The 23,890-nt window shown below is 61.7% G+C and carries 19 protein-coding genes and 6 pseudogenes; 13 read left to right on the top strand and 12 right to left on the bottom strand.

Annotated features, from left to right (window positions below):
• The first annotated feature begins 142 nt into the window (after positions 1 to 142).
• From IVB18_RS08315 to IVB18_RS08285, 6 genes and pseudogenes are all read left to right on the top strand, one after another.
• The gene (locus IVB18_RS08315; protein ID WP_247988701.1) at positions 143 to 985 is read left to right on the top strand and encodes a GNAT family N-acetyltransferase; all 843 of its coding nucleotides are present in this window, start codon (positions 143 to 145) and stop codon (positions 983 to 985) included.
• A gap of 12 nt (positions 986 to 997) precedes the next feature.
• Positions 998 to 2,370: pseudogene (locus IVB18_RS51460) on the top strand (aminotransferase class III-fold pyridoxal phosphate-dependent enzyme).
• Positions 2,371 to 2,641: 271 nt separating this feature from the next.
• Complete coding sequence (locus IVB18_RS08300) at positions 2,642 to 4,249, top strand: ABC transporter substrate-binding protein (protein ID WP_247988699.1); 1,608 nt, start codon at positions 2,642 to 2,644, stop codon at positions 4,247 to 4,249.
• Between the two features lie 85 nt (positions 4,250 to 4,334).
• Positions 4,335 to 5,285 (top strand): ABC transporter permease, encoded by a 951-nt coding sequence (locus tag IVB18_RS08295; RefSeq protein ID WP_247988698.1) that lies wholly within the window; start codon positions 4,335 to 4,337, stop codon positions 5,283 to 5,285.
• Positions 5,282 to 6,136: an ABC transporter permease gene (locus IVB18_RS08290; RefSeq protein ID WP_247988697.1), complete on the top strand. Its 855-nt coding sequence runs from the start codon at positions 5,282 to 5,284 to the stop codon at positions 6,134 to 6,136. Before IVB18_RS08295 ends, IVB18_RS08290 begins: the two co-directional genes overlap by 4 nt.
• On the top strand, positions 6,133 to 7,791 hold the full coding sequence (locus tag IVB18_RS08285) for an ABC transporter ATP-binding protein (protein ID WP_247988696.1): 1,659 nt from the start codon (positions 6,133 to 6,135) through the stop codon (positions 7,789 to 7,791). Before IVB18_RS08290 ends, IVB18_RS08285 begins: the two co-directional genes overlap by 4 nt.
• 22 nt (positions 7,792 to 7,813) lie before the next feature.
• Here IVB18_RS08285 and IVB18_RS08280 read toward each other — a convergent pair whose 3' ends face one another.
• Positions 7,814 to 8,290, bottom strand: a complete 477-nt coding sequence (locus tag IVB18_RS08280; protein WP_247988695.1) for an Lrp/AsnC family transcriptional regulator — start codon at positions 8,288 to 8,290, stop codon at positions 7,814 to 7,816.
• Between the two features lie 235 nt (positions 8,291 to 8,525).
• Between IVB18_RS08280 and IVB18_RS08275 the strand changes: the two genes are divergently transcribed.
• Positions 8,526 to 9,851 carry an FAD-binding oxidoreductase gene (locus tag IVB18_RS08275; RefSeq protein WP_247988694.1) on the top strand — a complete coding sequence of 442 codons (1,326 nt, stop codon included), beginning with the start codon at positions 8,526 to 8,528 and terminating at the stop codon, positions 9,849 to 9,851.
• A 122-nt stretch (positions 9,852 to 9,973) separates the two neighbouring features.
• Here the strand turns inward: IVB18_RS08275 and IVB18_RS08270 are convergent.
• Positions 9,974 to 10,144: pseudogene (locus IVB18_RS08270) on the bottom strand (oligopeptide/dipeptide ABC transporter ATP-binding protein); the annotation flags it as partial.
• Here IVB18_RS08270 and IVB18_RS08265 point away from each other — a divergent pair.
• The 4 genes and pseudogenes from IVB18_RS08265 to IVB18_RS08250 form a co-directional block, all read left to right on the top strand.
• Positions 10,145 to 10,519: pseudogene (locus tag IVB18_RS08265) on the top strand (efflux RND transporter permease subunit); the annotation flags it as partial. It abuts the pseudogene before it with no gap.
• Complete coding sequence (locus IVB18_RS08260; RefSeq protein ID WP_247988693.1) at positions 10,516 to 11,787, top strand: efflux RND transporter periplasmic adaptor subunit; 1,272 nt, start codon at positions 10,516 to 10,518, stop codon at positions 11,785 to 11,787. The pseudogene IVB18_RS08265 and the gene IVB18_RS08260, both read left to right, overlap by 4 nt.
• A gap of 169 nt (positions 11,788 to 11,956) precedes the next feature.
• The gene (locus tag IVB18_RS08255; protein WP_247988692.1) at positions 11,957 to 12,397 is read left to right on the top strand and encodes a hypothetical protein; all 441 of its coding nucleotides are present in this window, start codon (positions 11,957 to 11,959) and stop codon (positions 12,395 to 12,397) included.
• A 204-nt stretch (positions 12,398 to 12,601) separates the two neighbouring features.
• Positions 12,602 to 12,922, top strand: a pseudogene (locus IVB18_RS08250) (transcription elongation factor GreA); the annotation flags it as partial.
• Between the two features lie 297 nt (positions 12,923 to 13,219).
• Here IVB18_RS08250 and prs read toward each other — a convergent pair.
• The 9 genes and pseudogenes from prs to IVB18_RS08205 all read right to left on the bottom strand — a co-directional run.
• Positions 13,220 to 14,173: a ribose-phosphate diphosphokinase gene (gene prs / locus IVB18_RS08245; protein WP_247988691.1), complete on the bottom strand. Its 954-nt coding sequence runs from the start codon at positions 14,171 to 14,173 to the stop codon at positions 13,220 to 13,222.
• 117 nt (positions 14,174 to 14,290) lie between these two features.
• Positions 14,291 to 14,767, bottom strand: coding sequence for a PDZ domain-containing protein (locus IVB18_RS08240; protein WP_256477097.1), 477 nt, complete (start codon positions 14,765 to 14,767; stop codon positions 14,291 to 14,293).
• Positions 14,768 to 14,782: 15 nt separating this feature from the next.
• Positions 14,783 to 15,271 (bottom strand): annotated as a pseudogene (locus IVB18_RS08235) (trypsin-like peptidase domain-containing protein); the annotation flags it as partial.
• 367 nt (positions 15,272 to 15,638) lie between these two features.
• Positions 15,639 to 16,229 (bottom strand): NADH-quinone oxidoreductase subunit B, encoded by a 591-nt coding sequence (locus tag IVB18_RS08230; RefSeq protein ID WP_247988690.1) that lies wholly within the window; start codon positions 16,227 to 16,229, stop codon positions 15,639 to 15,641.
• 43 nt (positions 16,230 to 16,272) lie between these two features.
• Positions 16,273 to 16,437 (bottom strand): peptide ABC transporter permease, encoded by a 165-nt coding sequence (locus IVB18_RS08225; RefSeq protein ID WP_247988689.1) that lies wholly within the window; start codon positions 16,435 to 16,437, stop codon positions 16,273 to 16,275.
• 171 nt (positions 16,438 to 16,608) lie between these two features.
• Complete coding sequence (locus IVB18_RS08220; protein WP_247988688.1) at positions 16,609 to 17,229, bottom strand: hypothetical protein; 621 nt, start codon at positions 17,227 to 17,229, stop codon at positions 16,609 to 16,611.
• A complete protein-coding gene (locus tag IVB18_RS08215) occupies positions 17,196 to 17,495 on the bottom strand; it encodes a hypothetical protein (protein ID WP_247988687.1) in 300 nt (99 codons plus the stop codon). The genes IVB18_RS08220 and IVB18_RS08215 overlap by 34 nt, the downstream gene beginning before the upstream one ends.
• 4 nt (positions 17,496 to 17,499) lie before the next feature.
• Entirely contained in the window at positions 17,500 to 19,491 is a 1,992-nt protein-coding gene (locus IVB18_RS08210) for a protein-L-isoaspartate(D-aspartate) O-methyltransferase (RefSeq protein ID WP_247991582.1), read from the bottom strand.
• 98 nt (positions 19,492 to 19,589) lie between these two features.
• A pseudogene (locus IVB18_RS08205) lies at positions 19,590 to 19,661 on the bottom strand (DUF2267 domain-containing protein); the annotation flags it as partial.
• 819 nt (positions 19,662 to 20,480) lie between these two features.
• Here IVB18_RS08205 and IVB18_RS08200 point away from each other — a divergent pair.
• Positions 20,481 to 20,987, top strand: a complete 507-nt coding sequence (locus IVB18_RS08200; protein WP_247988686.1) for an Hsp20/alpha crystallin family protein — start codon at positions 20,481 to 20,483, stop codon at positions 20,985 to 20,987.
• Between the two features lie 117 nt (positions 20,988 to 21,104).
• On the opposite strand, the gene IVB18_RS51890 is transcribed toward IVB18_RS08200, so the two are convergent.
• Complete coding sequence (locus IVB18_RS51890) at positions 21,105 to 21,272, bottom strand: hypothetical protein (RefSeq protein WP_346732616.1); 168 nt, start codon at positions 21,270 to 21,272, stop codon at positions 21,105 to 21,107.
• Positions 21,273 to 21,916: 644 nt separating this feature from the next.
• Here IVB18_RS51890 and IVB18_RS08190 point away from each other — a divergent pair.
• Positions 21,917 to 23,614, top strand: a complete 1,698-nt coding sequence (locus IVB18_RS08190; RefSeq protein ID WP_247988685.1) for a site-specific integrase — start codon at positions 21,917 to 21,919, stop codon at positions 23,612 to 23,614.
• Positions 23,615 to 23,890: the final 276 nt, after the last annotated feature.

Here is a 23,890-nt window from a genome sequence, read left to right as displayed (position 1 = left end):
GACCGCAACAATAGAGCGCCAGCGCGGCATAAGATGCGGCTTTTCCGCCCGCTGCGGTGGAAGATATCGTTCGCGCGGCGGCCTTCAGACGATTTGCACATCGCCAAAATACGAGATTGGTGCCGGACAGGAAAACCAGTCGATGATCTCGAGCACAATATCGCTCAGCACCTTCCGCTCCGAACATCTCGAAGGTGCGTTGCGCCTTTCGCGTCAAGCCGGCTGGCCGCACCGCCTCGAGGACTGGCAAATGGCACTCGATCTGAGCGCGGGATTCGTCGCAATGGAGGCGAATGCTTCAACCGTGCTCGGGACCGTTCTGATGACGCCCTACAAGAGGGATGTCGCAACTATCAACATGGTCATCGTCGATGAAGCCGCCCGCGGGCGCGGATTGGGTCGTCAGCTCATGAAGGCAGTCATCGCGCTGGCGGGCTCGCGCGCGCTCAAGCTCGTTGCAACCGGCGAGGGCATGCCACTCTATCAAAAGCTCGGCTTTTGCCGGGCCGGAACGATCGTCCAGCATCAAGGACAGGTCCTGCATATCGCCCCGCCCACCAAAGTCCGGCCGGCCGAGTCGCGTGATATCTTCGGGATCCTCGAGCTCGACAGAAGCGCGTACGGCGCAGACCGGAGAGATCTGCTTCGTGCGCTTGCGAAGGTCGGCCAACTCGCTGTGCTCTGTTATGGCCAGGGGCTTACTGGATTTGCGGCGCTACGAGGATTCGGCAGAGGCGAGGTGATCGGTCCCGTCGTGGCCGCGAACGCGGACGATGGGAAGGCTCTGCTCGCCTATTTCATGGCTGGGCGGGAAGGACGCTTCGTTCGCGTGGATACTGCCGAGGCCTCTCAATTGGGCGCCTGGCTCACAGACAAAGGACTCGTCCGGGTGGACGAGGGCATTGCCATGCAGCGCCCTGTCGTTGCGCGATCCACCTGCGCGCCATTTACCACTTTCGCCCTCGCCAACCAGGCTTTCGGATAAGCGGAGACTTTGATGCTCAGCAATTCGCTCATCGAGCTCGATCGGGCACATCTCGTCCACCCGGCCGCATCCTATCGGGGTCACGAGAGCGCCGGCGTCACGGTACTGAAGTCGGCCAAGGGAGCGACGGTGACGGATGCTTCCGGACATCAACTCGTCGACGGCTTTGCCGGGCTCTGTTGCGTCAATGCCGGCTATGGGCACGAGAGCATCGTTGCAGCTGCTGCCACGCAGATGCAGGAGCTTCCCTATGCAACAGGCTACTTCAGCCTCGGCTCGGAATCGGCGATCCGGCTTGCGGCAGAGCTGGCGCAGCGAGCTCCTGAACCACGTCTACTTCACGCTCGGTGGCTCGGATGCAGTCGACAGCACCGTGCGCTTCATCCGTTACTACTGGACACGCCAGGTGCGAGCCGCAGCGCGAGCATTTCATCTCGGTCGAACAGGGGTATCACGGATTGTCGACCGTTGGCGCCGGGCTGACAGCCCTGCCCGCCTTCCACGCCGGGTTCGGCGTGCCGCTCAGCTGGCAGCACACGATCCCCTCGCACTATGTCTATCGCAATCCGGCCGGAGAGGACGGGGATGCCATCATCGCAGCCTCGCTGGCAGCGCTCGATGCGAAAATCGAGGAGATCGGCGGCCCGCAACGCGTCGCCGCATTCTATGCCGAGCCGATCCAGGGGTCAGGCGGCGTGCTGGTGCCGCCCAAGGGCTAGATGAAAGCGATGCGCGCGCGGTGCCAGGCGCACGGCATCCTCTTCGTGGCAGACGAGGTCATTACCGGGTTCGGCAGGACCGGGCCGCTCTTCGCGTGCAGCGAGGACGACATCGTTCCGGATCTCATGACCGTCGCCAAGGGATTGACCTCTGGATACGTACCAATGGGCGCGGTCTTTTTGTCGGATCATGTCTACGACACGATCGCCGATGCCGCGGGCTCAAGCGCCGTTGGCCATGGTTACACCTACTCCGCGCATCCGGTCAGTGCCGCGGTGGCTCTGGAAGTGCTGTGTCTCTACGAAAACGGCTTGCTTGCAAATGGCGCGAAGGCGGGTGCACGGCTGATGGCCGGCCTGCGATCGCTCAAGGATCACCCCCTCGTCGGGGACGTGCGCGGCCGTGGCATGCTGGCCGCCATCGAACTTGTTACCGACAAAGAACGCAAGACACCGCTTCCCGCCACGGCCGAACCAGCAAAGCGCATCTTCGAGCGCGCCTGGAAGTACGGCCTTGTCATCCGCGCTTTCCCGACCGGCGTGTTGGGCTATGCCCCGCCGCTCTGCTGCTCCGAGTCCGATATCGAAGCGATCATCGAGCGCACCGCCAGAACGCTCGACGATACGCTGGCCGATGCCGAAGTTCGCGCCGCGCTGCAATATTAATAGGCATGCACAATGAGTCGGCTGCAAGCAGGTTCGAAATACTAGAAACCGAGGCATCTTCGCAATTTTGTGCCGCGGCCCACGGTTTTTTCGACCGAAGCCGCGGGACTATCCTGCGAGACTTCGATCGCGGGAAAGAATGCAGTCCTGAGTGGAGACGCGGCATGGTCGTTTTGACGGGACCACGCCGGCGTCCACCACAATTGCGCGACAGAACAATCTGCCGCTCACCGCAACATGAGCCGTAGCCTTCCAGCGACGAGGGATTAACATGAGCGACACGACGACGAACTGGTCTTGTTCAGACGATGCCATGGTCGAGAGCGCTATTCGTCGCGGAGCTTCGCGCCGCGACCTTCTGAAGTTGATGCTCGCCAATGGTGTGGCTTTGGCTGCCGCCAACGCGGTCTTCGGCCGCGCGTCGGAAGCGGTGGCGGCGACGCCGGTGAAGGGCGGCGCCATGAAAGCGGCGGCCTGGTCCTCCTCGACCGCCGACACGCTCGACCCGGCCAAAGCCTCGCTCTCGACCGACTATGTGCGTTGCTGCTCCTTATACAACCGCCTGACATTTCTCGACCAGGCAGGTGTGCCCCAGATGGAGCTCGCCGAGTCGATCGAAAGTGGCGATGCCAAGACCTGGACGATCAAGCTGAAAAAGGGCGTCACCTTCCACAACGGCAAGGACCTCAGCGCCGACGATGTCATCTTTTCGCTGAAGCGCCATCTGGACAAGGCGACCGGATCGAAGGTCGCGGCGATCGCATCCCAGATGACCGACTTCAAGGCCGTGGACAAGAACACCGTCGAGGTCACGCTGGCGAGCCCCAACGCTGATCTGCCGACGATCCTGTCGATGCATCACTTCATGATCGTGGCCGACGGAACGACCGATTTCTCCTCGGGCAACGGGACCGGCGCCTTCAAGTGCAAGCAGTTCACCCCCGGCGAGCGCTCGGTCGGCGTGCGGAATCCGAACTATTTCAAAGGCGGCCCGAACGTCGATTCATTCGAGTTCTTCGCCATCCCCGATGAAAACGCCCGGATCAATGCTCTGCTGTCCGGCGATATTCATCTCGCTGCCTCGATCAACCCGCGATCGGTGCGCCTCCTCGAAGGCCAGAATGGCTTCGCACTGTCCACGACCACGTCGGGCACCTACACCGACCTGAATATACGCATGGATATGGCACCCGGTAACAACCGGGATTTCGGGGAGGGCATGAAATACGTGGTTAACCGCGAGCAGATCGTCAAATCGGCCCTGCGCGGCTTCGGTGTCGTCGGCAATGACCAACCCGTATCGCCCGCTAACGTCTACCACAACGCGGCCCTCAAGCCCAAATCGTTCGATCCCGACAAAGCCAAATTCCATTTCCAGAAGGCCGGCGTACTCGGTCAGACCATTGAGGTTATCACCTCCGAGGCGCCTGGTTCGGCGATCGACATGGCCATGATCATCCAGGCCACGGCTGCGCAGATCGGAATGAAGCTCGATATGAAGCGCGTGCCCTCCGACGGCTACTGGAGCAACTACTGGCTGAAGGCGCCGATCCATTTCGGCAATATTAACCCGCGTCCGACGCCCGACATCCTGTTCTCCCTGCTCTACAAGTCGGATGCGCCATGGAACGAGAGCCGTTTCAACTCGGAAAAATTTGACAAGATGCTGCTTGAAGCCCGCGGCTTGCTCGATCAGGCCAAGCGTCGCGAGATGTACAATGAGATGCAGGTCCTGGTATCGGAACAAGCCGGCACCATCATTCCGGCCTACATCTCCAACATCGATGCCATCACTGCTAAGCTGAAGGGACTGGAGCCCAACCCGCTCGGCGGCATGATGGGCTACGCTTTCGCTGAGTACGTCTGGCTTACCGCCTGATCGGCGTCGGCGAGGTCACGGCTCCGGATCCGGCCATGGGAACCGGGGCTGAAGAAAATGACCGGCGTGGTGCGGGAGCGCGAATGTGAGAAGACAAGTTTCGTCGCTTGTGGTGAGGCGGCTTCTCATCGCCTTGATCACGCTCGTGATAGTTTCCTTCGCCGTCTTCTTTGCGACCGCGCTCCTTCCCGGCGATACAGCTACGATCCTGCTCGGGCAGTCCGCGACGCCGGAAGCCGTCGAGGGCCTGCGCAAGGCGATGCATCTCAACGATCCCGCGATCATGCGATTCCTGAGATGGATGGCCGGCCTCTTTCAGGGCGATTTCGGCACGTCCTATGCGAACAATGTCCCGATCGCCACTCTGATACGCGGACGGTTTGTCAATACGATGAAGCTCGCTGGATTGACCGCCTCGATTGCCGTGCCGCTCGCGCTGACGCTTGGTATCACCTCTGCGATGTGGCGCGGCACGCTGTACGATCGCATCGTGACCATCGGGACCATCGGCATCATCTCGGTGCCGGAGTTCATGATCGCGACGCTCGCGGTGCTGCTCTTCGCAGTCTATCTCAAATGGCTACCAGCCCTGTCCCTCACCAACGAGATCAAGTCGTTCTATGACCTGGTGCGGATCTACGCCATGCCGGTCATGACGCTCACATTCGGCGTTTCGGCGCAGATGATCCGCATGACCCGCGCCGCCGTGGTCGAGACATTGAACACGCCCTATGTCGAGATGGCTCTGCTCAAGGGCGCCTCGCGCCCCCGGCTCGTGCTGAGACATGCACTGCCCAACGCGCTCGGCCCCATCGTCAATGCGGTCGCGCTTTCGCTGTCCTATCTGCTCGGCGGTGTGATCATCGTGGAGACCATCTTCAACTATCCCGGTGTCGCAAAGCTGATGGTCGACGCTGTTTCGACCCGCGACCTGCCGCTGATCCAGACATGCGCGATGATCTTCTGCCTGGGTTATCTGACACTGATCACGGCTGCCGACATTATTGCCGTCCTGTCCAATCCGAGGCTCCGATGACGTATCCGGCTTCGCCAGGACGGCTTGGCATGCGGCTGGGCTATCGCTTCAATCTCGTAGGCCTGTCTGCGCTGGGCATCATCCTTCTCTGGGCCGGCGTCGCTCTTTTCGCTCCGCACATTATCCCGCATTCCGTCGGCGAGATCGTCGACGCCGATTATTTCGGACCTGTAAGCTGGGATCTGTGGTTCGGTTCCGACTATCTTGGCCGGGATATCTTTTCGCGCATTCTGATGGGCGCGCGCTACACGCTGGGCATCTCGCTCGCCGCCGTCTCCATCGCCTGCTTCAGCGGCGTCGCGCTCGGCATGACTGCGGCGGTTGCCGGAGGGTGGCTCGACACCGTGCTGAGCCGGTTTCTCGATGCGCTCAACTCGATTCCCAGCAAGCTGTTCGGCCTCGTCGTGGTCGCCGCGGTCGGTTCGTCGATCCCAGCGCTGATTGCGACGCTGTCGGTGATCTACACTCCGGGCGCCTATCGCTTCGCCCGCGCGCTCGCTCTCAATGTCAACACGATGGACTTTATGGTGGTCGCCCGCATTCGGGGCGAACGCCTGCCCTATCTCATCGCCTCAGAGATCCTTCCCAATATTCGTGGTCCCGTGCTTGCCGATCTCGGCCTGCGCTTCGTCTTCATCGTGCTGCTGCTCTCCGGCCTGTCGTTTCTCGGGCTCGGCGTGCAACCGCCCTACGCCGACTGGGGAGCGCTGGTTCGCGAGAACATTGCCGGCCTGCCCTTTGGCGCACCGGCAGTGATCTTCCCTTCACTCGCCATCGCGAGTCTCACCATCAGCGTCAATCTTCTGATCGACAACCTGCCGAGCAAGATCCGCGACCGGAGCGCCGAATGACCGGAAACTTCGTCGAGATCCGCAATCTCAGGGTTGAGGCAACGACCGACGCGGGCAGGCGGGTCGAGATCATCAAGGGTGTCAGCCTCGACATCGCCGAAGGCGATATCGTCGCCCTTATCGGCGAAAGCGGCTCGGGCAAGACGACCATTGCCATGACGCTCATGGGCTACGCCCGGCAAGGCTGCGCAATCACCGGAGGCGAGGTGCGGGTGGCGGGTGTTGACATGGTGAGGCTTTCGGAGGCGGAACGCGCCGCTATTCGCGGGACGAGCGTCGCCTACGTGCCACAGAGCGCTGCCGCCGCCTTCAACCCCGCACTCACCATCATGGATCAAGTTGTCGAGGTGGCGCGGATCCACAGGCTCATGTCGCCTGCCGAGGCGCAAGGAAAAGCGCTTTCACTGTTCAAGGCGCTGTCATTGCCGGACCCGGAAACGATCGGCAACCGCTATCCGCACCAGGTCTCGGGCGGTCAGTTGCAGCGCCTTGCCGCCGCAATGGCTCTGATCGGCCAGCCGAAGGTCGTCATCTTCGACGAGCCCACCACGGCACTCGATGTCACGACCCAGGTTGAGGTGCTGCGGGCCTTCAAAGCTGTCACAGCGCAGCACAATATCGCCGGGGTCTACGTCTCGCACGATCTGGCGGTGGTCGCCCAGATCGCCGACAGGATCGTCGTGCTCAGGGACGGCGCGGTCCAGGAAACGGGGACGACCCAAAACATCCTCGATAAGGCCCAGCATCCCTATACAAGAGAACTGCTGGCCGCGTTCAGGCCGAAGGCGCAACAACGGGGACCTGACGAAGGCACGACGAAACGCCCCTTGCTTCAAATCGACAATCTGTCAGTCGGCTATGGCCCTCGCTCGCGCGATGGACAACCGCTGATCAATGCCGTCCAGGCGGTCAGCCTCAGGCTGGATCGGGGGCGAAATCTCGGCATCATCGGCGAGTCCGGCTGCGGCAAGTCAACGCTTGCCCGGGCGATCGCCGGGATCCTGCCCGCTCATGCCGGCGACATCATCTTCAACGGCCGCGAATTGGGGAAGACCGGCCGCAACCGTACCCGCAACGAACTCCGCCAGATTCAAATCGTGTTCCAGCATGCCGACACCGCACTCAACCCGGCGAAGTCGGTGGAGGACATCCTGAGGCGTCCCCTCACCTTCTACCACGGCATGCGGGGCAAGGCGCGCGATGCGCGCGTCGGCGAACTTCTCGACCTGGTCCGTCTCCCCAAGTCCGTGCGCCATCGATTGCCGGGAGAACTTTCGGGCGGCCAGAAACAGCGGGTGAATTTTGCTCGAGCGCTTGCTGCCGAACCGACGCTCATCTTGTGCGACGAAATCACGTCAGCTCTCGACACGGTCGTGGCAGCTGCGGTGGTCGAGTTGCTGAAGGAGTTGCAGCGCGAGCTCGGCATTTCCTATGTTTTCATCAGCCATGACCTGTCCGTCGTCGAGGCGATCTGCGACGAGGTCGTCGTGATGTACCGCGGTCAGAAGGTCGAGCAGATCACGTCGACCGAATTGGCGGCACCGCAGCACCCTTATACGCGGCTTCTGTTCTCTTCGGTGCCCAAACTCGATCCGGGCTGGCTCGATAATCTGGAACAGAATCCCGAAGAGGTGCGGGCGTATTGCCATCCTTAGGAGCGGTTGGCGTGGCCGGCAATCAAGCTTGAAAGAGGCTGGTCAGCGGCATCTGCGAGCGCACGATGGGCGACTTGAGGACGACGAAGCTGAAATACTTGTCGATACCGATATCCATGTCCGTCAGGCGCTCCATGATCGTCTGATATTCGCCGATACTGGCGGTGACGAACTTCAGCATGTAGTCGTAACCTCCCGAGACGAGATGGCATTCGATCAGCTGGTCGACCTTGTCGACCGCCGCCAGGAAACGAGCAAAATCGATTTGCCTATGGTTCTTCAACGTAACTTCTGTGAATACGGTCAACGTCTGTCCCAGCTTGCGCACGTTGATCTGGGCCGCGTAGCCCTCGATGTAGCCCTCGGTCTGCAATCTCTTCACACGCATGAGACATGGACTGGGTGACAGATTGACCAGCTCGGCGAGCTCGACATTGGTGATGCGGCCGTTCTTCTGGAGCTCGTGGAGGATCTTGATGTCGATCCGATCCAGCTTCATTGAAGTCTCTCCGTTGAGCGCGCGCCAGAAGGCACAGCAGAAAATTTGGCACAATGAGCCGAAAGCTCACTTGTCCTGCATCCATAGCCCATCACTAACGTCATGTCGTTCGGGCAGAACGCAGTCTTGTGACACGGGGAGGATACAGCATAAAATGCTGGGCTGTCATCCAATCCAGCGCCGCACGCGCCGATGGGCGACTTACGCTGCGACGAGCGAAATCTAGGAAGCCAGGATGCCCGCGCCACTCAGCCATATCGAGACCTCGCCGGATCTTCCCTCCAGCGCCGATGTGGTGGTCATCGGAGGCGGCATCATCGGGGTATTCGCGGCCTACTATCTCACCCTGCGGGGCCTCAGCGTCGCTCTCGTGGAGAAGGGGCGGATCGGAGCCGAGCAGTCCAGCCGAAACTGGGGCTGGTGCCGCCAGCAAAACCGCGATGCCCGAGAGTTGCCGATGGCGACCAAGAGCCTCGACTTGTGGGAGAGCTTTGGCGCTGAAAGTGGCGAGAGCACAGGTTTCTCTCGCTGCGGCCTTCTGTACCTCAGCAACGACGAGGCCGAACTCGCGGGCTGGGCACGCTGGCGCGACTTCGCTCGAACAGTCGGCGTAACCACGCACATGCTCGATACGACCGCGGCAACGCAGCGAGGCGCGGCGACGGGGGGCGCCTGGAAGGGTGGGGTCTTCTCGCCAACCGACGGCATCGCCGATCCTGCCAATGCTGCGCCGGCGGTAGCGCGGACCATCCTCAGGCGTGGAAGCACAGTACACCAAATGTGCGCGGCCCGCGGATTGGAGACCGAAGGCGGCCGCGTGAGCGCAGTCGTGACGGAGCGCGGCGCAATTCGCACGCATGTCGTCGTATTGGCGGGCGGCGCGTGGTCCTCGTCTTTCTGCCACCAGGTCGGCATCCGCCTTCCGCTCGCCTCGATCCGCTCGTCCATTCTGTCCGTCTCGGGAGGCGCAAAAGGGCTGCCGGACGCACTCCACACCTCCACCGTTTCGGTTACGAAACGCGGTGATGGCGGTTATACGCTCGCCATTAGTGGCCGAGGCCGCATCGATCCAACGGCGCAGCAGCTCCGCTTTGCTCCGCAATTCCTGCCGATGTTCTTGCGCCGGTGGCGCAATTTGTTCCCCGGCGGCCTTGAAGGCGTCAGATCCGGACACGAAACGCTCCAGCGTTGGCGCGTGGGCGAGCCAACACCAATGGAGCGCGTTCGCATTCTGGATCCCGCGCCGGATCAGAGCACGATCGAACTCACACATCGGCGCGGCCTCGAATTGTTGCCGGCGCTGAAGGACACCAAGATCACCGCCGCATGGGGCGGCTACATCGACTCGACACCCGATGGCGTGCCGGTCATCGGCGAGGCGTCCGCCCTGCCCGGACTGATATTGGCCGCGGGCTTCAGCGGCCATGGCTTTGGTATCGGCCCCGGATCGGGGCACCTCATCGCGGACCTGGTGACGGGCGCGGCGCCGATCGTCGATCCAAAACCCTACCGGCCAGGGCGCTTCGCCGAATTTGGCGTCGGACAGGTCTCGGATTTCTAAGGATTGGACGCTGCTGCTCGACGGTGCAAGGACGGCGATCGAATGGGTCCGCACCTATTGCCATCCGCGACTGCTGTGTCGGCGCGCACGACTGCGGTTCGCCGCACAGAACATTGCGCATCTCACGCACCCTGGGCCACCACGTCGTCGCGAAGACAGGCAACGCGTCGGCCGGGCGCAATTTCCCTCAACACAGGCACACTCTCGGCACAGCCAGCAACGGCATGCGGGCAGCGCGTGCGGAACACGCAACCTGACGGCGGTGAAGCGGGGCTCGGTAACTCCCCCGACAGAGCGTGCCCTCGCTCATGGGCGCGATCATGGCAATGGGCGTCGCCTCGGCGAACTCGATCCTCTTGGTCGCGTTTGCCCGCGACCGGCGCCAGGCGGGCGTGGAGGCCACGCAAGCGGCTCTCGAGGCGGGCAAGGCCCGGCTGCGGCCCGTCTTGACGACAGCCGCCGCCATGGTGGTCGGCATGATACCGATGGCCCTCGCGGGCGCCGGCGAAGAGCAGAACGCGGTGCTGGCACGCGCTGTGATCGGCGGGGTCTTGGTGGGCACCGCCACCACGCTACTCATCGTGCCCTACCTGTACTCGGTCGTGGATCGGTATGGGCGCGTTGCGGTGTCCGAGTCCCGCGGCGGCACCAAGGAGACGCCAACATGAGCGACGAAGGGCACATGCCGAACACACCCAATGCTACTGCGCCCGATCATGATCGCACGAACCGCCGGCGGCGCCGCATCGCCTGGAGCACCGCCCTCGCCGCTCTCGCGATCGTCGCCTGCCTCGCCGGCTATGGCGGCTGGCGCCACGCGCAGAACAAGACGACGGCGGAGGAAACCCTACAGCGCGAGCAGACCATGGTGCCCACGGTCCGCACCAGGTCGGTGAACGCGAATACCGAACCGAGGCAGCTCGATCTGACGGGCACGATGGATGCATTCGAAAGCGCCACGCTGTTTGCGCGAGCGACGGGATATATCAGCAAGCGCAACGTTGACATCGGCAGCCGCGTGCATGCCGGCGATCTCCTGACCACGATCGCCGCGCCGGACCTCGATCAGCAGCTGGCCCAGGCGCGTGCCCAGCAGATGCAGCTCGAAGCCGCGCTGGTCCAGGCGCGCGCAAGTGAGGAACTCGCGCATGCGACGAACGAACGCACCGGGCGCCTCGTTGCGCAGGGCTGGCAATCGCAGCAACAGGGCGACAACGATCGCCTCGCCCTCGCCTCGCAATCAGCGGGGGTACGAGTGGCAGCCGCCAATCTCGAGGCGCAGAAGGCGCAGGTCTCGCGGCTCGAGCAACTGACAAGCTTCGAGCGCGTGACCGCTCCTTTCGACGGCGTCATCACGGCCCGCCAGATCGACACCGGCGGCCTCGTCACAGCGGATACCGCAAATGGCACCCCCTTGTTCTCCATTGCGCGGATCAACACGCTGCGCGTGCAAGCCTACGTGCCCCAGGACGCGGCGCTGGCGATCAAGGATGGATCGCAGGCCGATGTCACCGTCCCGGAAATTCCAGGGCGGACATTTCACGGCACCGTCGCGCGCAATGCCAACGCGCTACAGGCCGGAACGCGCACGCTGCTGACGGAAGTCGATATCGACAATCCCGACGGAACCCTCCATCCCGGCCTCTACTGCACGGTCCGGTTCAGCTTGCCGCGCACGCAAGCCGTCAAGATCGTTCCGGCTGAAGCCGTGATCTTCGATGAGCGTGGATTGAGCGTAGCGGTGTTTGCCGACGGCAAGGCACATTTGCGGCACATCGAGCTTGCCGCCGACAATGGAGCCCAAGTCGAAATCAAGCAGGGCCTCAATGCCGGCGAACGCGTCATCCTCAACCCACCGGTGGCGCTTGCCGACGGCATGCGGGTTAAAGCAACCGACGCGGATGCCGGAGAGGATCGGAAGGTTGCTACCCAGTGAGGTGCGGTGTTTCCCAAAGATTGCATCTATCTCATCGCGCTTTAACCGGCGTGCCAACAGCGGATCTTCGTGGAGCGGCTCGTAGTGGAATTCCGGGGCGTTCCTGCGCCGATTGTGAAACTATTCCACGCGGGGGACGTTCATTTATCTCTCCGAGGAGAATTGCTCGATGTGCGATTATAGCCTTCACGCTGTCAGGTCGCGGGCGGCCAACTTAGGCGACCGGCTGATTTCTACCAGTTTCCCCGGAACCGAAACCCGCGGCTTCGCGGCGGTGGGCGAGCCGGGAGTAGCAGTCTGCCTTCTCCCGGGCACCGAACTCGTTTTCGACCGCGAGATCGAGACGGCCCACGCCTTCGCCCGCCTGCTGCCGAGCTTCCGGTTTGGTATGCAGGGCGAGCGACTTGCCCGGTTTCGACGAATCGATGCCCGCCAATCGCACGTGCACCATGACGCGCTGGAGCTTGCCAACGGCAGGATGGTTCTCGTGACAAGGCTCAGCGAGGGTCAGTGCGCGACCGTCCTGCAGCTGCCGGCGAGTTCGGGGTTCGGCAAGTCCGACGCACGCAGGCGTTCGCCCGAAGCCACTGAAGCGCTGGCGGGGGAATGACCGAGGAGCCGCCCGGCGTCAACGATACTGGTTCCGAGCTGAGATAGCCCTGTAAACACAGAGCAACGTGTTCCTGCTGTAGTTGGGGAAGGCGGGCGCTGATCCGCGGCTATCCCCTCGTAGCGCCAAGGGGAATTCCAACCAAGGAGCGTAGCAGGGGGCGTGCACATGCACATTCTTCACCGGACCCAGGCACAGGCCCCAATGAGTGACGATATCGAAACACCGGTTCGGAAGCTGCCCACGACAGCCGAGGGTTACGCCAGTCTGCAAGCCGAACTGAGGCGCCGCGTTCGGCTCGAGCGCCCGCGTATCGGCGAACGCATCAAGGATGCGCTCGCGGATGATCCCAACCTGCCCGAGAATACGGAATACCAAGCCGCCAAATCCGAGCAGGAAAGTAACGAGGCCAGCATTGCGGAGCTTCAGGACAAGCTTGCCCGCGCCGAGATAATCGACATATGGAAGCTCTCGGGCGACACCGTCAAATTCGGCGCCACGGTGACTGTCGTCGACGAGGACACCGTGACTTCGTCATATACAGTTCGCGAACGATATCAGCTTGTGTATATTCTTGCCCTTCTGCTGGCAGTTCCAGTCGATAGGCGCGCTCGGGATCTCCGCTCGCTCCAACCAGCATGAATTCCGCCCCTGGATAGTCGAGCATCCTCACATCTTCGCGTTCGAACCGGCGGTCGCGAAATTCCTCTTGTAGCTTCTTGGGATATTTGGGTTTGTCCTGCTCACTCAGGCCCGCGCCGGGTGGCGCGCCAGCCTCAGGATTCTTGATCGACAATGCAAAGCCCGCTTCCGGCAAGACGGTCAGACGGCGGCAATTTTGCGAATCCCGTCAGCAATCGGCTGGCTCGCCGACAGGATCGTGACTTTCTCCGCAACCAGGCGCGCGTCGAGACGGAAGGGCGGTATCGTATCCGAGACAATGATCTGATCCACCAGACTACTCGCAACCAGTTCTTCGCCGCCGCGAAGAAACAGGCCATGTGTGGCGGCCGCAATTACATAGGCCGCCCCGCCCTCGCGGCAGGCCTTCACCGCGCGCAGCATGGTGGAGCCGGTTGCTATCATATCGTCAAAGGCAATCACCGTTCGGTCGCGGACGCCGTCCGGAACCTCCTCGGTACTGACGACGCGATCTATTCGCCTTTTGCCCAGCGCATCCAGTTCGACGTCCTCATTCATGGTTGTGCTAAGCGCATCGCGGAAGCTTTCGGCGCGTTTTACGCCACCGATATCGGGCGAAATGATCTCGATATCCTGATCAGCGAGAGCCTTGCCAAAATGCGTGGCGAAGAGTTGAGCGCATTCGACGTTCACCGCCGGAATCCGAAATGCATTTTCGAAGGCAGCCGGATCGTGCACATCCAGCGCCGCGACCGCATTCACGCCGGCGGCTTCGAGGAGTTGTGCAACATACCGTAGCGAAAGCGGCTCGCCCGATTTGGTGCGCCGATCCTGCCGCGCATAGCAAAGATAAGGCGCGATCAGGACCACGCGCGCGGCGCCCGCATCCTTCAAGGCGCCCGCGAAAAGCAGCACATCGCATAGCTTGTCATGTACGCTGCGGGACGGTCCGTCATACAACGACTGGATCACGAACACCTCCCGCCCGCGCGTGTCGGCCAGCGGCCTGAGCTTGCACTCACCATCATCGAAGCGCGTTTCTTCATGTTCTGCCAGGCCGGCACCCAGGCAGGCTGCGATCGTGCCTGCTTGGGCGCGCGTGGCTTCTGGGGAAAAGATCAGCGGCTTGTTCATGAGAGACCTGCCCTGGCGAGGAGAAGCTCCTGATGGAACGCGACGTGACATCGCCGCGTTGCCGATAAAAGCGGATAACGATCTATGGCACGATCCGATCCTTCGGTAAGGGAACATTCACTGATCGGGGTTCGGCACATTGCTGCTTGATCTGCTGACCGATATGGAAGCGCGGGACCGCACTAACGTCTTCGATATCGGTCTGCTCGCGGATTGCTTGCGCATGACAACCGATTGGCTCGGCCGCCGCGACTTGGCGAATCGCTGGTTCGAAAGAACGTCAACTTCTAATTCTCCTCGGTCAACCGAGGGGAATCGCAATAAATCGCGTTGACTTGCCGGGGGCATATCGCTGACCCTTCTTATCAACTCGCGATCATCGCCGGCTGGCTGCCCGGCGACAGACGTTATGATGTCGCCCGGCTCGATACCGGCTTTCGCCGCCGGGCTGTCCGGCTGGATCTCGGCGACCAGGACGCCGTGCACCGGTTTGTTAAGACCGAGACCCTCCGCGATTTCGGGGCTCGCGGACTGAACCTCAACGCCGATCCAGCCGCGGGAGACGGTGCCCTTGTCTTTGAGCCTGGCCGCGATCGTCTTGACGGTTTCCGCTGGAATGGCGAAGCCGACGCCGACCGAGCCGCCTGTCGGCGAAACTATGGCACTGTTGATGCCAATCACTTGCCCGCTGGCATTGAAGGTCGGACCGCCGGAATTGCCCTGATTGACCGGCGCATCGATCTGGATGAGGTCGTTGTAAGGACCAAGGAATTCGCGGGCACGGGCCGAGACGATTCCCGCCGTCACCGTGCCGCCAAGTCCAAACGGGTTGCCCACGGCCACAACCCACTCGCCAATCCGAGGCGCCTTGTCGGCGACCTAGGCAGCGGGGAACCCCGTGCCGCCCTCGATCTTGAGGAGCGCAAGATCGGTCTTCGGGTCGGCGCCAACTAGCTTCGCAGCGTAGACCGTTCCATCGTCCGCGGTGACTTCAATATTTTCGCCGCGCTCCACCAGATGATTGGTTGTCATGGCATATCCGTCGGAGGAGATGAAGAAGCCGGACCCCTGCGTGGTGACGGTATGGGGCCGCGGCATGCCGCGACCGCCCTTCGGCAACTCAGAACGATTCGGCAGCGCGCCGCGGCTGGAGGGCCGCTCCTCTCCGTCGGCATCTTGCTTAACCTTCGCGCGCACGCCCACGACGGTCGGTTTGACGCGGTCCACAAGATCTTCAAAGCCCACCGGCAGGGCGGCAGTATGAAAGCCAACCGCCGGATTGTACCAGGAGTACAATTCGTTCCACGTTGAGACGCGCGATCCGGCCAGCCAGGCAGCTGTGCCGATAACGGTAATTCCGATCGCAAAAGATGGAAGCAGCGAGAATAGCCCGGCGCATTTTGCCAGTAGTACGGTTTTCGGTCATGAGGCGTCTCCACCGACCCCGCGGCCGTCCCGAAGCTTGTCAGCGCTCGATCGTGCCCGTTCGCAGTATCTTCTTTTGCAGGAGCATAACTCCGTACAGCAGCGCCTCGGCGGTGGGTGGACAGCCCGGGACATAGATGTCGACCGGAACGATCCGATCGCAACCGCGCACCACCGAATACGAGTAGTGGTAATAGCCGCCGCCATTGGCGCACGATCCCATCGAGATCACATAGCGCGGCTCCGGCATCTGATCGTACACCTTGCGCAATGCTGGCGCCATTTTGTTGCACAATGTGCCGGCAACAATCATCACGTCGGACTGGCGCGGCGAGGCACGCGGGGCAAAGCCGAAGCGTTCGGCGTCGTAGCGTGGCATCGCCATCTGCATCATTTCGATCGCGCAGCAGGCGAGACCGAAGGTCATCCACATCAGCGAGCCGCTACGTGCCCAGGTAATCAGGTTGTCTGCGGACGTGACCAGAAAACCCCGGTCCGACAGTTCGTGGTTCACTTCACGAAAGAAATGATCGTCCGCGCCTTGCGGGCCGGCATAGCGATGGACGGTCCCGACCGGCGCGGTCGTCATGGCTGAATGCCCACTTTGCATTATGAGTTGACTGTTGCCCATGCAAATCTCCTGCTGGCCCAGCACTGGCGACGCACCGCCTGGTTCAATGAGCAAATCGGGCGAAGGCGAGAAGCAGGGCCAACACTGCGGCTCCCGCCAACCCTGCGATAAAGATCGCGCGGCGCAGGGGAGTGCGGAGAATGATCTCGCCGCCCCTGGCCTTCTCGGCCGGATAGGGCGCCGTCTGGCGTTCGGCCCTTTCTGTCATCGCTGGATCGGCTCGGTTTCCATGCATCCGATTGGTTCTCGACAAATGCACGCCGCTCTCGCGCTCTGTGAGGCCAAATCAAAGCAAGGCGAAACGTTCCTGGCCGGCCGGCTCAAATGTCGCGGGCCGGCAACCTGTTCCTCTTGATGCCGCGCGAGACTGCGCGGGTGCTTAGATGAACGCCCCTGGATAATGGGACGTGCATGCCATAACCCAAGTGATTGCCTCGCGATCATATTCATCGCCTGATCGCCAGCCTTCAAAGAATGTGTTAAGGTGCTCGACGCGCTCAGGCCAAACATGCGTCGCTTGCAGACCCAAGGAAACGCCGAAATTGGTGAATGCGAACTTTGTGTCGCGCAGCGACGGCGCCCGACTGAAATAGCCCGGAGGATCAATCCACATCGTGTCGAGCGACCGCAGTGCGCGTTGCGCTTGCGCGGTGGCCCATGACTCTTCAGGAAAGAAGTGAGCGAGCCACAGCATCATACCGAGCCCCAGGTCCTGGTCGATTTCGAGCCCGCGATAGGTCTGCTCGATCATGACGCTCATTTCCGCGATCTCGGACCTGAGTACATCGCTGTCGAGCAGCCGGTAACTGATATAGCCGTCATATGCATCCATGGCGCCCAGGCCATAGCCGGGATAGGGACCGCTCAAATCTTCTTTCATTTTCCAGACCACACCGCGGCCGGGGATGACGAATGCCCGATGGATGTCGCGCGCCAACACAATGCCGCGTTCGCGGTATTCAGGCTTCACATCGCCCAGCCGTGCCAGCGCAAAAGCCACATCGCGAGGTAGTGAAAGTACTGTCCGTCGCGGTCGGCGGCCTCGCCGATGCGCAGCCCGCGCGGACGGCCGAGTACACGCTCCACATCGCTCACCAGCCGTTCGGCTTCGTCCAGCCAGCGGCGCTCGCCCAGTTCGCGGTAAAGCGAGACGTACAGCACCACTCCAAAGGCATCAGTCCAGAGATAACGCAGGCCGTTCGGCCAGATCCGCTCGGCCCGCATCCAATCGAGCTTTTCCAGCACATAGCCGATGTCCCGCAGCATCGGGCTACACGCCGAATGGATAAGTGTCGGGCACGCCGGCCTTGGCGTGCTCCGGTCCTAGCGGCGTAACCGCCGAGGTTTCATCGAACCAGACGAAGGCGTCGAATTGCTGCGGTAGCGAGGCATTGGCGTAGTGGCTCATTAGTTCGGTATCGGGCCTGTAGATGACGCCGATGAACCGCTCCAGCCGCGGCTCCAGAAGACGGCGCCGGACTGCCTGATCGCGGCCAAGATCGAGCAGGCAGCGTGGAACATTGGCATCGTGGCAGGCGCGCTCGTAGCTGTCGCGATGCGACGGTCGCACGCGCTTGATTTCCATATCGCCGCCCCAGTCGGAAGCCGCTGCCACGGTGCCCGTGTGCGTGCCGAAGCCGATCAGTGCAGCCTCCCCGCCAAATCGCTCTCGGCAGAGTTGGCCGATGTTTAGCTCATCGCGGACGGCGCCCATTTCGGTGTGACGGGCATCGCCGATGTGAGAATTATGTGCCCAGACCACGGCCCTGGATTGTGGCCCGTGCGCGTCTAGCAGATGTCCAAGCGTCTCGAACATGTGCGTGTCGCGCAAGTTCCAGGATTCCGCGCCACCATAGTACATGATCCGATAGTAGCGCTCGGCGGAAGCGATCAGACGTGCGTTCTGCGCGGCATCCAGAAAGTCTTCACCGTTCTCGGTAATGTATTCGATCCGCCGTTGCAGCAGCTCCCGACATTGATCGATCACCGCCTTTTCGCACTTGCGGTAGCCTGCTGTGAGCACCGCTCGGCCGTAAGTGGAGGGTTCTTTCTGCCAGGGCGTGAGGCAGGCATAGCGCTCACGCGCCACGGCGGCAGCTTTAGGATCGACTTTGTCGAGATATTCGAGGATGGCGGCGATCGAGCCGCTCATGTTGTAGAGGTCGAGACCAAAAAAGCCGGCGCGCTGCTCCGGCTTGAGATTGTCATTGTGCTCCCTCATCCAACCGAGGAACGCATCCACATCGGTGTTGCGCCACATCCAGGTCGGAAAGCGCTGAAATGGCGGTTCCTCTCCAAGACGTGCTGGCCGATGGCGTACATAGCGGTCGGCTGCGGCCGCATCGGGCCAATCCGCCTCGACGGCAACGATCGTGAAACCATGCTCCTCGACCAGACGCATGGTGATGGCCGCCCGCGCGCGATAGAACTCGGATGTTCCGTGGCTCGCCTCCCCCAGCAAAATGACGCGGCGATCGGCGAAGCGATCGAAAAATTGTCCGAAAGCGCGGTCGTCGAGCTTGGGCAGCGGTTCGGCCAGGCCGGTGATCATTTCAGACAAAGTTTGTCCACGTGATTGGCCCTGCACGCCGCTCGTGGCCGCGCTTCGACCATCCTCCGCCCAGCCCTGTTCGCCGATCAATGGCACGAACGCGACGGCGCCAAGATTCTCTTCTTCGAATTCAGACCCGCTCTTCCGGGTGAGCTTTATCAGAGTCTGATAGCGCTCTTCCTCGCCTACCGGAATCACCAGACGGCCACCGATTGCGAGTTGCTCCTTCAGCGCCGAAGGCACCTCGGGTCCGCCGGCGGCGACCACGATCGCATCGAACGGCGCGGCCTCTGGCCAACCCCGCGTGCCATCGCCGACGCGCAGTTCGACATTGTCATAACCGAGCTTCTTCAACCGTTGCTGGGCGGATTTGCCTAACGAAGGGTGGCGCTCGATGGCGCAGACCCGGTTGGCAATCTGACTGAGGACAGCTGCCGCGTAGCCGGAGCCAGCGCCTACTTCGAGAACGCTGTCGCCGGGCTTTACCTCGGCCGCCTCGATCATCAGCGCAACGATGTAAGGTTGCGAGATGGTCTGACCTTCGCAGATCGGCAGTGGGCAGTCTTCGTAGGCGAATTCTTCGAAACCGGGTTCGACGAAAACCTCGCGTGGCACACGCCGCAGCGCCTCCAAGACGTGAGTATCCCGCACCCCGCGTCTGGCAATCTGAATATCAACCATCCGGTCCCGGGCGCGCGCGAGATCAAGCATTGGCTTTACCTCGTCATCCGGCATGGGTGTGCTCTCCACCCGGACGAAATTCCGCGCAGAGCATCGCCGGCGCCCTTGCGGTCGCGGCTGAGTGCAGCGACAATTTCGTCGAGCCAAATATTGGTCGTCTGCAGTGTCTTGTCGAAGACATCAAGGCCAGTTGCGCTCATCGCAGCCTCGATCTTTGGCGTCAGCCCGGTCAAACTCCGTCATGACGGAACGCGTCCTTCAAAACATCGTTCCAGAGCCTCGATCTATTGGCGGATCCCGGTGCGACGCGGAAACGACTTGTCCAAAAAACTGGTGGGAACCGGAACTACCACGCCGGCTATAGGGTTCGTTTGAAGGTCGCAACAAGAGTGAGCAAGCTCTCGATTGCCGGCTTGGCGATAGTCGGCTCGTTCGGCCTCGGCGCCACCAGCGCGTCCGCACAGGCCGACTATGTGGATCCTTATGTCCAGCCGTCGTAGCCCCTGGCAGCGCTTACGTCGCGCCAACACCGATCGTGCGCGAGCGCACCGTCGTGGTGGGCCGTCCTGCGTACACGCGGGCTCCAGCATATTCGTATCGTGCGCCGATAGCGCCGTACGGCTATGCAAGATACCACCCGGGATACAATTACGCGGGATATGACTACGCAACGGATGTGATCGCCTCCGATTGGTGAACCGGATCCGCGGCTGCATACAGCATGGCCTTGCCGAGGCGGGGCCATTTTATTACTGGGCAGTTTCTTTGCTCGCTGCCGCAGATACATGAGCGCCCATTCTCCTGAAAAAGAGTCTGAAGATTCGTTGCCGAATTTCAGCGGTACGGCGCGATCAGATTGCTAGCATCTTATTAGTTCGGCCAAGAGCAGGCGGGTTCCGAGCCAAGCCAAAAATGTGGCAGAGGCTTGAAGCGCTAAATCGCGACGCTACTTTTTGGATCAGCAGATCAACTTCCGCGTTGGTACGCGGAGGAAGTGGCCTGGTTAAGGGAGGATCATCATGGCTATCAAGGATCTCGTTCCATGGAATAATAGGAGTCGCGAGGTTGGTCTCCCGCGCGGTACGGACGTGCATCCACTCTATACCTTGCATCGTGAAATCAATCACATGTTCGACGATGCGTTTCGCGGGTTCGATCTAGCGCCCTTCGGACTAACCTCCTGGTCAGCGGATGGGCCGGGCTGGCCTCAGATCGACATTGACGAAACGGACAAAGAGCTGCGTATCACTGCTGAACTGCCTGGTCTCGAGGAGAAGGACGTCAGTCTGCAAATCGCAAACGGCGTTCTCTCGATCTCCGGTGAGAAGAAATCGGAATCGGTAGACAAGGATCGGCGTTTCAGCGGACGGTACTACGGCCGCTTCGAGCGGCGCATTCCGCTACAGGACGTCAATGAGGATGAAGTCTCAGCCGCGTTCAAGAATGGCGTACTGACAATTACGGCGTCAAAATCCGCGGAAGCGAAGCGCAACGTTCGCCGCATCGCCATAAATCGCAGCGGCTGACGTATTCGTTCGTCCGCGAAAGTCTCGCCGAGTTTGCACCTGGGTGCTCGGCGCGACGATGTGAATCTGCATTGGCTGCGGGTGACGAGCCATTGGGCTGGCGCCTGACTTTATTCCTCAAGAAGCCGGGATGCCGGGCGACGAAAGCGTGTAACTCGCCCGATACGCGATCGAGATCGTTGGCCCCTCCTCGACTGCGCGTCGGTAGAGCTTGTCGAGCGCGGCAATGGCGCGGTTCCAGGACGCGGCCGAGATGCGGTTGGCGGCTTCGTCATGGCGGCGCACGATGATAGGCGTCGACGTCCTCGCGCGTGGCCTGCCACGCCGTCTTGGCGCGCGCCTCGTCGAGGAAGCGCACTCAGACGAGCAGATCGTAAGCATAGCTGGCAGGCTATGTGGGAGCGCACGCCGTTGAGCGGCAGGTCGGAGAAGAAGCGGTCAAGATGTGGATCGTAGGGCGCGCCGTCGCGCACGATGCTCGGGGCTTGGGCTTGCCGGCTCCAGCCCTTCGATGCTCGCGCCCCGTCGTCAACGATGCGCGGTGCTCCAAGCCTGGGACGCGCGAGGTCATCTTTCCCTGTGTTACGTCTCGATTGCTGTAGATTCAGGGAAAACGGCAGCAAGGCCGTTGGTAGCGGGAGAGGGACTCGCTACCAGGTCCAAAACGCAAGCGAAATCTTGAGCTTTTCCAGCAGGTTGGCCGGAATGTGGTAGCGGATTTGAGGGTGTTACATCCCACCCGGATGTCTCACCTGCCCGCGCCCCGGAAAGGCTCATTCGTGGCTCGTCCCTCCTACCTCGCCCGGCGCGGCGATGGTCGCTATTTCCTCCAGATTCGGTTGGGGAAACAGGCCGCTCAGCTCTTTGGGCTTCCCCTCCTCCGTGTCAGCCTTAGGACCGGTAACTTCAATGAGGCGAGGCGCCGGCTGGTGGACAATCTCGGATGGGTACAGGAGCTGATCGAGGCTCCCGACCTGGAAGCGTTGGGAGCCATCCTCGACGCCCGGCTGCACGCCTATGTCGAACGCGGCGCGTCGGCGGACGAGCGGCTCCTGGCCGAGCGCTGCGCCTTCGAGCACGAAGTCAGGCGCTATCTCAGCCGCGCGCAGGAGCGCGGCTATGCCTACCCACAGCGTTTCCCCCGTATGCCGGCCACCTGGGTCGACTTCGTCAACCAGAACAAGGCGGCCGAAAGCGGGATCGCTCGCCTGAACGTTCGGCGCGCCTATGAAAGCGGCCGGCAGGCGGCGGCCGAAGTGGTCAAGGAGGGCTGGACGGCGCCCGGCCCCCCGGCGACTGCGCAACCGTTCGATCCCATCGCCATGATCGATCGCCTCGTGCAGGACGCCGTCGCTCAAAGGCTTCAGCTGCTTCCAGCATCGAACGTCGGCTCGATCTCGCCCGCCCCCGAGCCTGCGGCGTCTACCCGCACCGAGGAGGCCGCCGGAACCAAGTCCTGCCGGATGTCCGACGTCCTCGCGGAGTTTCTCAAGCCGCTGGATCGCAAGCGCAAGCACACCGCCAAGGGCCGTGGTGAAGCAGCGCCGGTCATCCAATTCGCCGTCGATCTTCTAGCCGATCCCCGGATGGACGAGTTGACCGAAGCCAAGTGGAAGCAACTCGACGAGGCGCTGCCGGACATCCCCAACCGCGACAACATCCCGCGAAAATTCTCCGAGACGCTGTTCCAGCGCTACAAATACGCGGAAGCGACCAACTGGTCGAAGCTCGAGCGCGTGACCACCACGACCATCAAAAGCAGGTACTGGGCGGGGCTCTATAAGTTCGTCGACTTCGCCATCGCGGAAAAGCATTACCGCGGACCTCGTCCCAAGTTCGTGTGCATCGACCCCGAAAACCTGGCCCCGCTGCCGCGCGACGCCTTCGACGATGACGAATTGCTGATGCTGTTGAAGTTGCCGCTCTTCACCGGCTGCAAGAACCGCGTGCACGTCTGGCAGCCGGGCGGATATTTCGTGCAATCGCACATCTACTGGGGCTTCTTGATCTGCATCTTGACGGGCATGAGGCCCGGCGAGGTCGGCCAGCTCAAATGCGCCGACATCCGCACCGATGGCGAGTTCTATTATTTCGACCTACGGCCGTTCGATGCCCGCAACGGACGCGTCGCAGTCAAGGATCTGCGCAATCTGAAGACGAACGCCGCCGGCCGTGTGATTCCGATCCATCCCCTTCTCATCGAGTTGGGACTGCTCGATCGGATGCAGGACTTGATGGACGGGCAGGAGGAGCGGCTCTTCCCGGAATGGGACGTCTATAAGCGGAAGGATGGCACGATCCGATGGTCGCAGCCACTCAGCAAGGCGTGGCAGTACGTGAAGACGAAGCTGAAACTCGATCGCGCCGACCTTACGCTGTATTCCACGCGGCATCTTATGGCGGACTGGCTGGACAATGAAGCGATCGCACAACGCACGCGCGACCGCATTCTCGGACACGCCAGTGACGTCCGCGGCCGCTATGGCCGCAAGGGCATCCTCGATCCGCGAATCGCGGCGAAGATCGAGGCGCTTGAACCGCCGGCGATCAAGCAAATGAGGGAAATCTTGCTCGCGGCAAAGAACCGCGCGGATGCAGGCGAGCTCACCGTGCTGAAGCCGTACTGAACTTCAAAATTCGCGGCATCGCTCTGCGATTCGAAACCCTGCCGCTCAGATTCGTAGTCTGGGCACGGTCATTGAAATCATTGGGATCTGTTACCGTAAGAACCACTTACCTCTGCAATTCCTCCGGCGATCCAGCTTGAGCGACAATACCCGCGCTACCATGGCGCCGGCCCGCTTTGACCCGCCTGATACCAGCTATCGAGAACGCCACTAATTGACCTACGGTTTCGCAAACCTTTTTCAGCTCAACGATTTCACTAGCTTAGGTTCGTCATG

It is taken from the genome of Bradyrhizobium sp. 186 (assembly GCF_023101685.1).
Classification (GTDB): Bacteria; Pseudomonadota; Alphaproteobacteria; order Rhizobiales; family Xanthobacteraceae; genus Bradyrhizobium.
The sequence above is the reverse complement of the archived record's forward strand: the minus strand, read 5'-3'. Positions and strand labels throughout refer to the sequence as shown.